This window comes from Anaeromicropila herbilytica (assembly GCF_016591975.1).
GTDB lineage: Bacteria > Bacillota > Clostridia > Lachnospirales > Lachnospiraceae > Anaeromicropila > Anaeromicropila herbilytica.
In genome coordinates, this window is sequence record NZ_AP024169.1 from 102,662 (window position 1) to 118,884 (window position 16,223).

The window sequence follows — 16,223 nt, forward strand, 5'->3', positions numbered from 1 at the left end:
TTAAAAACAATAGAAGGTTATGATTTTTCCTTCTATTGTTAGAAGGATAGACGACGTTTTACCATTTTTAGTTTCCTGCCTTTCAAGTTATTTAAACATTTATATTATTTTATAACTTACTCAAAAATTAATATAATGTTAACCAGTTAATACTTAATAGATATCACATAATAAGTGAAAAGTCAAATATTAACATGTCAGGGTGTTGAAATGGAAGTATATAGAGGGAAATATTATTAAAGAGAATAAGGTTCACGTAAAACGAAAAGAGTAGTTAAATCGAACTACTCTTTTCAAGGACAGAAATATTATGAAATTAAAATTTGTTTAAAATTATGGTAACTATCTTAAAATTTAAAATCAGATACATAGTTTCCTAACTCATTTGAGTTATTTCTACTACTTTCTGTTAAGGATAGAATCTGTTCCGATTGAGAAGTGATTACCATAATATCATTCGCAATATTCGAAACCCCTTCCACGCTATCGTTAGTAGTTATTGCAACTTCATTAATTGCTTTTGTTACATTCTCCATAGTGACTAATAACTGATTTGAGGTATCTTTAAACTGATTTAGGATACTATCAAAGTACTTAGTATCATTAAAATACTGCTCACCAGTATGTACTAACATATCATAGTCAGACACTACTTTAGTATCTACGAAATCAATGAGATTTTCAGAACATGAAACTAGGTTATTTACTGATCCTAAGACAATAGAAATAACATCTTGAATCTCATTTACTGCATTATGTGAAGATTCCGCTAAGGTTTTAATCTGATCTGCAACAACTGCAAATCCTTTTCCACTTTCACCAGCTCTTGCTGCCTCTATGGAAGCATTTAATGCTAATAGGTTTGTTTGTCTTGTTATTTCTAAAATTGAATCGGATAAAATAGTTATCTTATCAATACTCTTAGATTGTTCAATCGCATTTTGTATTAATTCTTTGTTTTCAACAATCATAGAAGCCATATTATTTTGTGAATCAAGAGCTTTTGTTTTTACAGATAAAGCATGGTCTTTTATATTATCAGCTTTTGAACTTGCCTCGTTTGCTCTAGTAGATACTTCACGAATTTTTGTTTCAATTTCTAGAGTAGCAGCGTTCATTTCTTCTGCAGAAGCAGCGGTCTCTTCAAATCCAGCGGAAAGTTCTTCTGTGATTGCAGATACATTTTGTATATTGCTTGTCAGATCTGTGATTCGATCTGTTGTCTGATTAATTGCATTATTGATGCTAGTTGTAGAACTAACAATATATTGAATTACGTTTCCTACAATGTGTTTCATCTCATTTGCAGAATTCGAGATTTGGCCAAATTCATCTTTTAATTGTAAGGATTTTTCAGAGAATGGTTTTGAAAAATCTTTGGTAGACATTAATTTAAATTGGTGTGCTGATTCGGACAAGCTACTTAGAACCTTTTTAAAATATAGATACATAAAAGATATAATTACGATTAACAGAATCAATAAGAATAGGATTACGCCTGTTATTATACTTTTTTCAGCAGTGCTGATTGTAATAGGCTTGATTCCTGTAAAGTACATACCAATAATAGTTCCTTGGCTGTCTTTAATTGGAATATAGTAGGTCTGAACTTCTTTTCCATTAATTATTGTTGTTCCATTATAGTTTTGACCTTTGTTTAATACAGTTTCAATAACTTTGGAGGAAGCTTTGGTGTTAATATAGCGTTCACCGTTATCATCTACGATACTTGTAGAGATTCTAGTGTCACCAGAGAATATGGTTACCATATAACCCGTATCTTTGCTCATTTCATCTACAAAGTCATAGTTTTCGTTCATACAAACTTCACCTTTATAAAGTTTGTTGTCCACAAGTGTCCACTCCCCTGGATACTTGGCATCAAGATAGCTAAATCCTAGAATCGAGCTCTTTTTTATATTATCATTAAAGTTAGAAGCAATACTATTTTGTGTAAAGAAATAGGTGATTGCTATTGTAATCATAATGACAGATAATGTAAAAACAGAGAGCGATAGGATTAGGCGTTGTTTAAAATTCATATATTTTTTTCTCCTTCCCGATATAATTATCGCATTAAAATTATAACATATTACTGCATAATTTCAATAAAATGTATAAAAATGATGAAAAATGTATATTTATAAATAAATTATAATAAAAATAATACTATATTATTAAAAATGTAATTTAAAGTTGATATTGAAATTAAATGTAATATAGGCAATGAAAATATTTCCAAATAATACTATGCAGTTATATAAAAAAATATAAAATTAAAATTAAATATGATATAATATGTAAGAAAATTGGAATTACATGGTATATACAGAAGGCTAATTGAACAAAAATATATAGAAAGTTAGAGGATTTAATAATATGACGAATAAAAATATATCATGGTGTTGGAATAGGTTGTGCGACTTAGTTGCAGTGGCATACTTTGCGTTTTTAATATATACACTTTATATTATGTTTAGGCAAGTGTTATTTATGTTTTGTGATATTTATGATATGTTACGAGGAGTTGATTATCTTTATAATGTACAAGCGTTAGAATGGGTTAGTATAGCTTGCTTTTTCTTTGGGATATCCTATGCAATTCCACTATTTCATAGAATATATCGAGTAATGCCTTGGTTTTATGTTTTCACTATTACTTGGTTAGTCAATAGTCTTATAATAAGTTTAGGATACAAAGAAGTACAGTTTGGACATAAGTTTAATAATGGAAATTATATTATAATATATTTTATTTTAGCAATTATTCAAGTAATATTATTGAGAATTCTAATGTGTTGGTATTTATACAATAGACCTTTAAAATGCTTTATAAATCAAGCAGAACAAAAATCAAGAATGAAAAGAAGTAATAAAAATGAAACATCTATTATTATTTTTGGTTGTATTTTGACAGTAGTAGGTTTGGCTTTAATCTTGCATTATACCGCTATGTATTCCTAAAATCACTTAAAAAGTAATAATTGTTACATATAATCTAATATTTTCTTGCAAACTTAGTGTTCTATCGATATAATAGTATGCGTTAATGATATGGTGCTCAATAAAAGAGTCAAAAGGGAATGTGGTCAAAAGCCACAACAGCCCCCGCTACTGTAATTGTGATGAAAGCTGTATCTGTAGGAATGGTATCATTTCTGTAGGTAAACCATTGGATAACTATTTGAATACTTAATAGTACTATGATTGTTATAAAGAATCGATGGTATTAGTTGGGTAATAAGTAAAATATGAATCTGAGAAGGCATCAGCAAGTAAGGTGATCATAAGTCAGGAAACCTGCCATATACAATTTTTTGATCCGCTTCGGGAGGGAGCGAGATAGAAGGAGATTAAATGAAACAATTAAAGAAACTCATTCTAGTGCTATGTATGGCAACATTAGCATTAGGTCTTGTTGCCTGTGCAAAGGATAATAAGGAAAACAAAGTAAGCCAAACAGCAAAACCGACGAATTCACCAGAAGTAACAAAATATCCTGTTACAGTAAAGGATTCAGATGGTAAAGAGGTAACGTTAGATAAAGAACCAACGAAAGTAGTATCTATGGCTCCAAATATTACAGAATTAATCTATAAATTAGGAGTAGAAAGCAAATTAGTAGGTCGTACCGATTACTGTGATTATCCAGAAGAAGTGAAAAATGTTGAATCAGTTGGAACACTTACTGAACCAAATATTGAGAAAATTACTAGTTTACAACCTGATATTGTAATAGCGTCAACACATTTTAGTGAAGAAACAGAAAAGCAATTAGCTGATCTAGGAATTAAAGTTGTTGTTCTATATGAAGAACATGATATTGAAGGTGTGTACACAATGATACAGACGCTTGGAACCATGTTTAATGTAAATGACAAAGCTACGAATCTAGTTAGTGATATGAAAACCTCCATTGATGAGACAAAGAAAGCTGTAAAAGGCTTAGAAACACCTAGTGTATACTATGTTGTTGGCTTTGGTGAATATGGAGATTATACTGCTGGAGGAGATACTTTTATTGGACAACTAATTACATTAGCTGGTGGAAAGAATATTGCAGCAGATGTTAAGGGTTGGTCTTATTCCTTAGAAAGCTTAATGGAAGCCGATCCTGATATTATCATTGTTCCAAATGATATGAAAGACAGCTTTATGAAAGCTACTAATTATAAAGATCTAACAGCAGTAAAGAATAATAGAGTTTATGGGATAGATAAAAATATATTAGAACGTCAAGGATACCGTAACGCAGAAGGACTAGCAACTATTGCTAAAATATTCCATCCAGAAGCGTTTAAATAAGAGTATGTAGACTTTAGAAGTAATAATCACTGTACTTCTAAAGTCTTATTCTTTATTTAGCTATAGTTCGGGTGATTACACAACTATATGCTTTATTGAATATAGGATGGAAAGAGTAATTTTCTCCCTCTCTTAACTTTTAATGAAAGGAAAATAGCATGAAGAAACGAAATCGAGTAAGAGTTCATGGAGTTGGTTTCTTACTTATTATTATATTAGCTCTTGAAGTTATTCTATCAGCATCGGTTGGCTCAGCAAATCTATCCTTTTTTAATAGCTTAAAAATTATTATTCATCGAATTCCAGTCATAGGGAACTTTTATGATTTGTCAGATGTGAAAGAAGTGTATATTAAGATCGTGTGGGATATTAGAATGCCAAGAATTCTGTTAGCTGGATTAACAGGGTGTGCTTTATCCGTAGTTGGAGCGTCCTTTCAAGGATTATTTAAAAATCCATTAGCAGATCCCCACATACTAGGAGTATCATCTGGGGCAGCGGTTGGTGCTACAATTGCTATGTTAAGTGGAATGACAATGAGCTTTATGGGACTTGGAGTAATTGGCATCTTTGCCTTTCTTGGCGCATTAATAACAGTATTTATTGTCTATCAGATTGCTTGTGTGGGGAATAAAATATCAACTGTCAATATTGTACTAACAGGTACTGCAGTAAGTATGATGCTCTCCGCAGTAATATCTTTATTAATGGCATTTCATCATGATCAGATTGAAAAAGTGTATTTGTGGACAATGGGAAGCTTTTCATCTGCAACATGGCAAAAAGTTAGTTTTATGTCCTTTTTTACCTTGGTTGGAATAGTTGGAATTTTTATGTTCGCTAAGGAATTAGATGTTATGACAATAGGAAATGATTCAGCGAAAAGCCTAGGAATTGATACTTCAAGAGTAAAGAAATATCTAATTATTCTAGCCTCTCTTCTAGTTGCTGCATGTGTATCGGTAAGTGGAATTATTGGGTTTGTTGGATTAGTAATACCACATTGCATCCGTCTTATAAGCGGACCAAAGCATAAGAGGCTTTTGCCGTTTAGCGCGCTAGGTGGAGCAATTTTTATGATATTTTGTGATACCATTGCACGTACCATTACTGCACCAAGTGAGCTGCCTGTGGGTGTGATTACAGCAATATTAGGAACACCATACTTTATATACTTATTGCAACATAATAAGAGAAAGTTGGGTGCATGATGAGAGAAAGTAAGAATAGTTACAAATCACAAATTACCGTTAACGAATTATCATGGAAGCCAACCAAAGATCATAAGAACATTTTAGAGAAAATTAATATTACCTTTGATAAAGGAAACATTTATGGAATTATTGGACCGAACGGTTCTGGAAAGACCTCTTTTATTAAGAACTTACTTCATTTTGTAGAGCCTGACAAAGGAAATATAATGATAGAAGATGTGAATCTACTGGATTATCGTAGAAAGGACTTAGCCAAGAAAATAGCGCTTGTTCCACAAAATACTACTATGGATTCATCCTTTTTGGTATATGATGTGGTAATGATGGGACGAGTACCTTACCAAAAGCGTTTTGCAGAGGCTAGCCAGTCTGATATTGATATCGTAACGGAGGCTATGATATTAACGGATTGCTACTCTTTTAAAGACAAGGAAGTAGATATGCTAAGTGGTGGAGAAGCACAACGTGTACTTACAGCAAGGGCAATTGCACAAGATACCGAATGGTTAATTCTAGACGAACCAACAGCAAGCTTAGATGTAAAACATCAAATAGAGCTTATGGAATCCTTGGTAAAATTAAAGAAGCACAAGAATAAGACGATTATTACAGTACTTCATGATATTAATATTGCTGCTACTTATTGTAATCAGATTATTATGATGAAGGACGGAAAAGTCCATAGCCATGGAAAGACAGAGGAAGTCCTTACAAAAGATAAGTTAAGAGAAGTGTATGAGATTAATTTTGAGATTTTAGATAATATGAAGAACGGGAAAAAGTATTATATACCTTATACTTGTGATTAGATGATAACAAAAAGAAAAAAGACAAATCTTAAATAGTTGATTTGTCTTTTTCTTTATATTCAAATTTTAAGGAGTTGTTTTACTTAGTTTTATAATCAGAAGTTTTTCTATATAATACAGTGACATACATTTAGTACATTAAATTAAGGAGTTTAACTTTAGTACTTATATCAATGTAAGATAATTATTTTTTAGTCTTTACTAATTGTACAGAGTGGTCCTTATAGATAACTTTAATGTTATTATTCTTTGGAAGACCAGTAATTTTAACAGAAGAGAAGTGGCTATTCTTGTTAAGCTTTCCATAAGTAATAACAGCGGTATCTTTGCTAGGAACATATCCATTCACAAAATTAATGTTCAGAAGGCCGTTGAAAGAAGCTACATCTGTAATTTTAAGAATATCTTTACTGCTACCAATATTTAGCACGAGAACGCCTTTCTTGGCTTGAGTAAAGTCGTCGCCAATCACTAGGCTTTTTGAAGTATTTTCAATTAATTTACCATTATTAATTATGACATCACCTTTACCTAATGCAGTAGTAGAATTAGCTTCTAGATTACCCTTTTCAAGGACAGTACCACCAATAAATGAGTTGTTTCCAGTTAGTTTTAAAGTACCAGTTCCTTTTTTAGTTAATTTACCAGATCCAGAAATGTCATTTCTCCAAGTGTCAGTTGCGTTAAAGCCACCTTTTGAAGCATCCATAGTTACAGTTACGTCTGTTTCAAATGAGCCATATCCATTGGCAGCAGCAAAAAGGTTTAATCTTCCCCAGCCTTCTGTATCATCTAAAACAGGATATCCAGATGGAAGACCTGTAGTGTATAGAACATAACGGCGTGCTGTTGCATCTAGATATGGAAGACGAGTCTCAAGAAGAACTTCAGCACCTTTTGGTACTACCATTGGCTTAGTAGTATCGCCAGTTTGTTTAAATCCGTAAGTTAAGCGTTTCGTATATTTGTTTTTATTTGTTTTGTAATCACTATAGTTATCATCTGAGTTAGCCTCTTGTGAGATTAGAACATCTCTAGCAGCTTGATAGGCTGCTTCTTTTAATTCCTTATTATCCGGATCATTTAATACGGCAGCTGCAGTTGCTGTTGCCATAACACGTCCTCCAATGACATCTAAGCAAGAGTGCATGCCAGCTACAATTCTATTGTTACCTAATTCAGAGGCTCTTGTTAATAACTCTTGATATCTTTCAGGTACAGAATATGCTAATGCAATAGAAGCTAAATAAGCAGCATTGGTGTGGCCACTAGGAAATCCACCATCACTTGATGGGTCTGATTTCTTTACTGGAACTAATGTTGGAAGAAGAATTGAGTCACTGCTCCAACGAAATGGTCTTGGGTATTGGAAATAAGATTTAGCTGGTGAGGTAGTGGCAGCATTTCCTCGTAAGGTATTCACAAGTTTCACGATACTACCAAGAGAAGTATCTTCATCCGCCCAATTACCATGAGCATTTCCAGCATCTTCGTAAGCTTTTGTTGTAGCATCTGTAGGAATTAAGTCGGGAATAGAGGTTCCAGCGTTCGTGTTTGCTTTAAATAGGTTCGTATAAGGACCGAGTCCGTCAATCACACTGTAGTTTTGGTTCCGGCGATCATCTAGGTAGGCATTTATTTCGTCAGTAGAAGTGCGGCTTTTTGCAATTGCAATTGATTTATCAATATTCATATCAAGTATTATTGCATTATTTTTAGTACCATTATTCCATGTGCTACCAGGAGTCCATAATTTAAGAAAACCAGATAGAACGCCTAGGGCTGGATTAGTCTCAGGTGTCATGTTATCTTTTGAATTATTTTTATAGGAATCTACATAGTAGCCATAGGAGGCTTTGTGTGGTTCAATATCTGGATTCTTAGCCTCACTCGCAGCAAAGGCAGTAAGCATACTTTGACTGCTAATTGTAGTTAGTAATAATAAAGTCATTAATTTTGAGGTTACTTTTTTCTTTTTCGTGTTTGGATTACTTTGTTTTTTACGCATATAAATTTTCTTCCTCCGTTATATTTTCTTACTTACCAATCTAAGTTAAGAATATTGATTTGGAATTAAGTTTATGTAAAATGACTGTTATTTTTATTTAGCTATAATTAAAGTTTAAGATTAATATCAAAGCTTACAATCAGCCACTAGTCAAGATAGAGCAGTATAGACTGTATAGAACATCGTATGAGCAAATATTCGGAACAAACATTGTAATACAAAAAAATGTGTTATATAATGGATAATAATGTCTTTTTGCTGAAATACATATAAAGTATTAGAAATAATTGCGCTTAGGGGGTAGTGAAGTGAGTTTTAAAGAATTGATGAAATTTTTGTTTCCAGAATATCAGGTGATAGAATCAATAAAAAACGATGGAGTAATAAAAAGAAAGAAAAATGAAGATAGTAGCTCTCCCAATAAAGTACTTAACCGTGTTCAATTAAATAATAATCACGATCTTAGTATTCAAACATCAAATAAAGATAATGATACTATTAATAATAACCAGCCAGAGACTGAAAACTCAGATATACAGCAAAATATAGATATACAACAAAATACAACTACTCAACAAATAGCAGATAATTCAGAGGAAAAAAATAATGATATATCGACAATATTTAATGAAGTGAAAGAGGATTTAAAAAATAATTTTATAGGACAGGAAAAATATTTTAACAGCCTATGTATTGCATTTAAACGTCCATTTATCACAGGGTATAACGATGAAAAGCCTAGAAACGTTATTATTATACAAGGTCACGAAAGCTCAGGTAAACAATCAAGTATATGTTGTATTGCAAAGTGTTTAAAGGAGAGAAAAATATTCACATATAGAAAAGTTAAGTTATTAGATTTATCTCTATATCAAACAGCATCAGAATTTGAATTATTTTTATCAGATCTTTATAGCGCTTTATATAGTAAATCCCATGTTTTGATATTTGAAAATTTCCACAAATGTCATTCTAGTATTATAAACGTCATTCAGACATTAGCAACAACTGGAAACTATAAATTGAAGGCAAGGTATGCCGAAACAGAGTATGGATTGGTAGAAACAACAGGTGGACTCGTTGAAGATACGGTAAGTGGCTTAAGTTCAAATAATATGTATTTTGTCATATTATCCGATAGAGAAGAGAAAGAAATACAAAATATCTTTGGATTAAATTTTATGAAGTGTGTTGGAGATTATTTGCACATGGATTCATATACAGAAGATGAATTGAAGAAATTAGTAGAATTTGATATGAATGATTTGGTGTATAACGGTAAAGAAAATCTATCAATAGAGATCACTTATGATAATAAAGTGATAAGTTATGTTGTATCAAGATTCAAAATTAGTACTGGTATAGCAGGGATGACTACTTTTATTGATTCAGAAATATATAAACCATTAGCAGAACTGAAACTTAATAATAACTATGAATATATGCAAACGGTTGGAATCTCGATAAAAGATGAAAAAATAGTTGCATCTATAGCAGATGAGACCATTCAACTTGATATGGTTATACCTAAGATTGATTCCTATGGACTGGAAGAGATAAAAAATGAATTAGAACAAGTCATAGGCATTCAATCAGTCAAGAAATACATATCTAGTTTAGAAAATAACTTACAAATTCAGAAATTACGTGAAAGCAAAGGGTTGAAGGTTTCAGATATATCAATGCATATGATATTCACAGGAAATCCTGGAACTGGTAAAACAATGATTGCCCGAATGGTGGCAAAGTACTTAAAAGCACTTGGAATATTATCAGAGGGACAGTTAAGGGAAGTTACAAGAGCAGATATGGTTGGTGAGTATGTAGGACAAACGGCTAGAATTACAAATGATGTAATACAATCAGCAATAGGCGGAGTTTTATTTATTGATGAAGCTTACTCCTTGTGTAGAGATAAGAATGATTCCTATGGACTTGAAGCGGTAGATGCATTGGTAAAGGGAATTGAGGATAATAGAGATGATTTAGTTGTTATTCTTGCAGGATACCAAGAAGAAATGGAAGAATTCTTGAAAGTTAATTCAGGTTTAAAGTCACGGTTCCCTAATATTATCTGCTTTGAAGATTATACAGCAGATGAAATGTACGACATATCACAATTAACAGCAAGCTCAAAGGGATATAAAATATCAGAAGATTGTAAAGAACCATTAATCAAATTATTTGACCAAAAGCAAACAAAAGGTAAGAATGACAGTGGAAATGGTCGTTTAGTTCGAAATGTTATAGAAAGTGCTATCTTAAATCAATCAAAACGCTTACTAAATAGCAATACAGATGAGATGGATGTGTTAAACTATGAAGACTTTGGATTTCAAAATAATTCAACTTATGACTTAGAAGATAGTCTGTCAAAAATAATTGGACTGGATACAGTTAAAGAGTATATTAATAGTTTAAATGCTAGATTAAAAATACAAAATGAACGTAAAAAACTTGGTCTTATTGTGGATTCAACTCAGACACTTCACATGGTATTCAAAGGAAACCCTGGAACTGGAAAGACAATGATAGCGAGAGTTATTGCTGATGTTCTCTATCATATTGGAGTTATAAAAACGAATAAATTAGTTGAAACAGACCGATCTGGGCTTGTTGCTGGTTATGTTGGACAAACAGCAATTAAAACTAGAGAGAAAATTCTCGAAGCATTAGATGGAGTATTATTTATTGATGAAGCTTACTCATTATCTCAAGGTGGTGAGAATGATTATGGTAAAGAGGCTATTGATACCTTAGTTAAATTGATGGATGATAACCGAGATAGAATTGTTGTCATTTTAGCTGGATATAGTGATGATATGGATTCTTTCCTTTCCATAAATGCGGGATTAAAATCAAGGTTCCCTAATATTATAGAATTTGAGGATTATTCTGCAGAGCAGTTGGTGAAGATATCAGAACTATTAGTCGAGAGTAAGGGATATGAGTTAAGTTTAGCAGCGAAAGATAAACTATATGATATATTTAGCCAAGCTAGACAAGAAGCGCGATTTGGAAATGGACGTTATGTACGTAATTTAATTGAAAGAGCTATTAATAATCAGTCCGTGCGCTTAAGTAAAGATACCAATCTAACAAAAGAAGAATTAATTGCAATTGAAGATACGGATATTGAAAAAAGGTAAGTACATAATTATGAGGTTTAAATTAAGCAGAAAGGTATGTCATAAAGAATGGTACAGCTATATTGTTTTAACATTAATTCTGATGTAGCAAATAAGAAATATCAAAACCATATGAATTTAATAAGCGATGAGAAGAGAGCACGTATCATGCGTTATCATTTTGAGGAAGATAAGAAAAGATCCTTATATGGTGACATCATCATAAGAACATTGGCTAGTGAGATATTAGGAATTGATAATTCACAGATAGTATTTAAGATAAAGGAATATGGAAAACCATATCTAGAAGGTTTTCCTAGGTTTCATTATAATATAAGTCATTCTGGAAGCTGGATCATTGCTGGAATTGGAAGAGAGGAATTAGGTGTCGATATTGAAGCGGTAGCGAGTGCTAATGAAGAACTTGCGAGAAGATTCTTCTCAGAAAAAGAATATGAGGATATGATGAGTAAAAATAAGAATGATCGAAGGGGATATTTTTATGATCTATGGACGTTAAAAGAAAGTTATATAAAGTGCATAGGGAATGGACTATATACTTCGCTTAACTCATTTGGTTTTGAATTAGAGAATGATGAAGCTATTTTATTTCCTGTGAATAAGCAATATCATTTTAAAAGATATGATTCAATTCCTGGTTATAAAGTTGCAGTTTGCGCAAAAGAAGAGATAGAGGATAAAATAAAAAATATATCTTTAAAATGATAATAACTATAAAATAAGCTATGGTTTTAATAATTAGCAAGTTGGTGTGATTCTGATCATAATCTAATTATTTTAACCATAGCTTTTATTACTGAGGTACAGATAAATACAATACGCTACTCTTTCGGTCACTCTCCTTTATTGTGTCATTATTGCAGTCAAGCATACAAATATGCAGTGGATATGATATATGAATTAAACTAGACTGTGTTCAATTACAGATAGCATGGAAGAAAGAGTAGGAAGTTTTTTGAAATCTAGATATTCATCATCAAACTCAACATCAAATTCTAGTTCAAGTGCAACGATTAACTTTACAAATGAAACAGAGTCCAACCCAATATTGGTAAGAGGTTCGTCTAATGATATTGTTAGCGCGCCTTGCTTGTTTGGAACATTTTCTGATAGAACATTACGAAGTCTTGACTGAATAGTATGTAAACCGATTGAGTCAATATCCTCACAGGTAGCGGCCACCATAGTCTGGCAATTCAATTCCTGTTCTAGTTGTAATAAGGTTTTCTTATCAACCTTGCCATTAAAACTTAATGGCATCTTGTCAATTCTTTTATATGCTGTTGGAATCATATAATCCGGTAGAATATTGCTAAGATGCTTCCTTACGTCAGAAGTAAGAATATCTGAACTTGATACGACATATGCGCATAAAGTATTATCTTTTACTATGACAGCGGCTTGTTGAATCATATCATACTTTAATAAGTGATATTCAATTTCACCCAATTCAATTCGTCTTCCATTTAATTTCACCTGACTATCGATTCGACCAATGACTTCAAGAGTTCTGTTAGAATCCATTCTGGCTAAGTCTCCAGTCCGATATATTCTCTTATCTGGTAGGTATGGATTCTGCTGAAACTTCTCATTTGTTAGTGTCTGGCGGTTTAAGTACCCCCTAGCTAGTCCATCTCCTAAGATGCATAATTCGCCTTCTTCACCTAGAGGACATAACTTATCTTCCTGGTCTAGAATCATTATCTGTGTATGTTGAATTGGAGTTCCAACATGAAGAGTATCGCTGCCAGTTAAGTCCCCGATGGTTGACCATACGGTGGTTTCTGTTGGTCCATAGAGATTATAGATTCTAGCTGGTGTATGATTTTTTAGCGTTTCTAGTAATGCCTTAGGAAAAGGCTCTGCTCCTACCATAATATCCGTCAATATATTCAGAAACTCAATACTTTTTCCATAGTTAAACATAAGCTGTAATCTGGAAGGAGTAATCTGCAACATATCAACTTTATTTTCAATAATACAATCATTGAGATACTTTGGATTATTCTTCTGCACATCATCAGCAATTACGATGGTCATACCTTTTGATAAAGGGATAAGAATCTCAGGCATAGACATATCAAAGGCAAAGGATGCAAGAGATAGAATCCTCTTATCCCGATGGAAGTTAATCTTATCAGACATCCCCTCAATTAGGTTAATGATTGATCTATGCTCTATAAGGGTACCTTTTGGTAAACCAGTAGAACCAGAAGTATAGATGACATAAATAAGATCGTTTATAGAATTACATTTCTGTAGGTTACTGGAATCACCATAATACAAATCGTTTCGATCAAGGGTAAGAGTCTCGCCATTAAATGAAATAAGATGTTTTAAGTGTTCCATAGTTAACATTATTTTTATATTACTATCTTCTAACATATAGTGGATTCTATCACTTGGATATTCTGGATCAATAGGAAGATAGGCAGCGCCTGCTTTAAGCACACCTAGGATAGCAATAAACATCTCCAAGGAGCGATTGGCTAAGATTCCAATGATATCATTCGGTTTTACCGAATGGGCTCTTAGCATTCTAGCAAGTTGGTTTGATTTTTGATTTAATTCTTGATACGTCATAGTATGACCGCGCAAAACCAGTGCAATCTTATCAGGGGTCAGTTCAACATTCTGCTCAAATAATTCATAAACTGTTTTTGCTGTATTATAATCAATTCCTTCATTATTCTCAAGGAATGACAATCCATTATTAATCATTTTCATTTACCCTTTCATTGTAGTTAAGGAAATATTTTTGAAAATCATCATCTCTCACACACATATAGAAGTATAGTTTACTTGAGAGAATTTGTCAGCAATATAGCATGTAAAAGTTTTCCTTAATAAAATAGATAAAATTGTCAATATCGCTGAATTTGATTAAGGAAAAACAAGAGAGTTTTCGTGAAAGAACGCCCGTAGATTCAGTCATACAAGAGATTCTTATAAGTTTCGTAAAAAAAAGATAAGAGGATTATTTTGTTGACAATTGGGAAAATAAGCTTTATAGTGTGAATATTTGGAAAACATAGCATTTTACACACACAACGAAGAGAATAAACATAATTCATATAAGGGGAGATTAATTATGAATATACAAATTAAAAATAAACTTCTAGATTTAGTACCAATTCACTTTGATCATAATGATTGTTTGGAAGATCAGTTAATATCGGTAATTGGGTGGTTCCTTGAAGATATACCGCGTGATCAATTAATATGGCATCTATGTGAGACTTGGAAGTTCTCCTTCAGGGAGAACAAAAATCAATGTACCAGTCTAGGGAAGGCGTTAAGCTCTAATGTATTTAATGAATATGAGGTATATCAGAAATACTATGGTATTGATATAAGTTCTCATACAAATGCCACTTTTGATACATTTATCATGGAGGCAAAAAAGGAACTGAGTTTAGGAAAGCCCGTTGTTCTTATTCAGAAGTCTTATTGGATACCATGGGATCCTAATTACAATGTGAATAAAGAATATACACATGCTTATATCGTGTTAGATATAGATTTCGAAGAGAAGAGGTTTCTTGCATCGGATGGATTATATACGCAGAAAAATGTTCCAATCGATTTTGAAAATGTAAGACAAGGTTTTACTGGTGAGTATATTACATTTGAAAAAATAAATCATTCATCATTTGATAACAATACAAAAAATACTTGGATGAATGAAATTAAGACAATGATAGATAATCTACACTTAGAAGATGAAAAGAATATATTTAATCATATGAATGTATTTGCTGATAGGGTGCAAACAACAGAGAGTCTTATTTATGAAAACCGAATGGGTAGCACTAATTTTGTTTCCTCTGATCTATATAATGCATTGTCTGTTGTCATTAATAGTAGGAAAAAGCTTGCAAGATTCATGAAATACCTAGAAAGTAAAAATGATATAAAACAATTTTCAGATTTTACCGTAAGATTTGATTTTGCAGCTACAAAGTGGTATGACATACAGCATAAATTCTTAAAAGCTAGTTTTTTACCTGATTTTACATTCATAAAAAGTAGAATTGTAAAAAGCATAAGAGAAGTCAAAGAGGTCGAAAACGATATTGCAATTGAGATGAAGAAATTTATCCTAAATGAAGAGTTAAAAGCAAACAATCAGAAAAAACTCAATCAGTTTGCTTCTGAGAATAAGATTCATGTACCAGCAACCTTACAAAAAACAGAAATGATTGACATGACCAAATACTTTAATAATAAAGGATTCGGTGAAATGGGACAGGATGGAATAGCTTTTGCAGAAGGTGGACAATATTTTTCTATAAAAAATCTTCCAAAAAAGAAAATATGGATGATCGATGATATGAAATTTAATGTTCCCAATTTCTTCACCCAATCAGTAGATAATTTGCGTTGTGAACGACAGCTGATAGAGGTAAAACCTGATTCCTATCATTGTCTAATGTTATTAGGATGCTCTGAACAGGGCAGTTTCTCCGGAGAGGTTGAAATAGGTTATCTGGATGGAAGTAGTGAGAAGGTAATCGCATCTCTATCCGATTGGTATCTACCACCTCAATTTACAGATTGTATGGCTTGGCAAGGCAACATTATAGAGAAAGTAGATGGAGAATTTGTACAGTCAACGCATCTGTATCAGATATTTGCAAGTAAATATAGCATGAACAAAACAAAGAAGACCGTAGTCTCCATACGTATGCCAGAATGCCAGAATATGCATATATTTGCAATAACATTTGGAAAATAA

At 32.3% G+C, this 16,223-nt stretch carries 10 protein-coding genes and 1 riboswitch; of the genes, 7 read left to right on the forward strand and 3 right to left on the reverse strand.

Annotation, left to right across the window (positions count from 1 at the left end):
- Nucleotides 1-347 precede the first annotated feature (347 nt).
- Nucleotides 348-2,042 (reverse strand): methyl-accepting chemotaxis protein, encoded by a 1,695-nt coding sequence (locus bsdtb5_RS00460; RefSeq protein WP_271714095.1) that lies wholly within the window; start codon nucleotides 2,040-2,042, stop codon nucleotides 348-350.
- Between the two features lie 337 nt (nucleotides 2,043-2,379).
- Here bsdtb5_RS00460 and bsdtb5_RS00465 point away from each other — a divergent pair, with 337 nt between their 5' ends.
- The 4 genes from bsdtb5_RS00465 to bsdtb5_RS00480 all read left to right on the forward strand — a co-directional run bounded on the left by bsdtb5_RS00465 (nucleotide 2,380) and on the right by bsdtb5_RS00480 (nucleotide 6,328).
- Entirely contained in the window at nucleotides 2,380-2,964 is a 585-nt protein-coding gene (locus tag bsdtb5_RS00465; RefSeq protein WP_271714096.1) for a hypothetical protein, read from the forward strand.
- Between the two features lie 76 nt (nucleotides 2,965-3,040).
- A riboswitch (cobalamin riboswitch) is annotated at nucleotides 3,041-3,322 on the forward strand.
- Between the two features lie 35 nt (nucleotides 3,323-3,357).
- Nucleotides 3,358-4,305: an ABC transporter substrate-binding protein gene (locus bsdtb5_RS00470; protein ID WP_271714097.1), complete on the forward strand. Its 948-nt coding sequence runs from the start codon at nucleotides 3,358-3,360 to the stop codon at nucleotides 4,303-4,305.
- Nucleotides 4,306-4,463: 158 nt separating this feature from the next.
- On the forward strand, nucleotides 4,464-5,516 hold the full coding sequence (locus bsdtb5_RS00475; protein WP_271714098.1) for a FecCD family ABC transporter permease: 1,053 nt from the start codon (nucleotides 4,464-4,466) through the stop codon (nucleotides 5,514-5,516).
- On the forward strand, nucleotides 5,513-6,328 hold the full coding sequence (locus tag bsdtb5_RS00480; RefSeq protein ID WP_271714099.1) for an ABC transporter ATP-binding protein: 816 nt from the start codon (nucleotides 5,513-5,515) through the stop codon (nucleotides 6,326-6,328). The genes bsdtb5_RS00475 and bsdtb5_RS00480 overlap by 4 nt, the downstream gene beginning before the upstream one ends.
- Nucleotides 6,329-6,512: 184 nt before the next feature.
- Here the strand turns inward: bsdtb5_RS00480 and bsdtb5_RS00485 are convergent, their stop codons facing one another.
- Nucleotides 6,513-8,336: an acid phosphatase gene (locus tag bsdtb5_RS00485; RefSeq protein WP_271714100.1), complete on the reverse strand. Its 1,824-nt coding sequence runs from the start codon at nucleotides 8,334-8,336 to the stop codon at nucleotides 6,513-6,515.
- A 308-nt stretch (nucleotides 8,337-8,644) separates the two neighbouring features.
- Between bsdtb5_RS00485 and bsdtb5_RS00490 the strand changes: the two genes are divergently transcribed.
- Complete coding sequence (locus tag bsdtb5_RS00490; protein ID WP_271714101.1) at nucleotides 8,645-11,485, forward strand: AAA family ATPase; 2,841 nt, start codon at nucleotides 8,645-8,647, stop codon at nucleotides 11,483-11,485.
- A gap of 111 nt (nucleotides 11,486-11,596) precedes the next feature.
- The gene (locus bsdtb5_RS00495) at nucleotides 11,597-12,190 is read left to right on the forward strand and encodes a 4'-phosphopantetheinyl transferase family protein (RefSeq protein WP_271714102.1); all 594 of its coding nucleotides are present in this window, start codon (nucleotides 11,597-11,599) and stop codon (nucleotides 12,188-12,190) included.
- 195 nt (nucleotides 12,191-12,385) lie between these two features.
- On the opposite strand, the gene bsdtb5_RS00500 is transcribed toward bsdtb5_RS00495, so the two are convergent.
- Complete coding sequence (locus tag bsdtb5_RS00500; RefSeq protein WP_271714103.1) at nucleotides 12,386-14,212, reverse strand: non-ribosomal peptide synthetase; 1,827 nt, start codon at nucleotides 14,210-14,212, stop codon at nucleotides 12,386-12,388.
- A 364-nt stretch (nucleotides 14,213-14,576) separates the two neighbouring features.
- Here bsdtb5_RS00500 and bsdtb5_RS00505 point away from each other — a divergent pair, with 364 nt between their 5' ends.
- Nucleotides 14,577-16,223 (forward strand): hypothetical protein, encoded by a 1,647-nt coding sequence (locus bsdtb5_RS00505; protein WP_271714104.1) that lies wholly within the window; start codon nucleotides 14,577-14,579, stop codon nucleotides 16,221-16,223.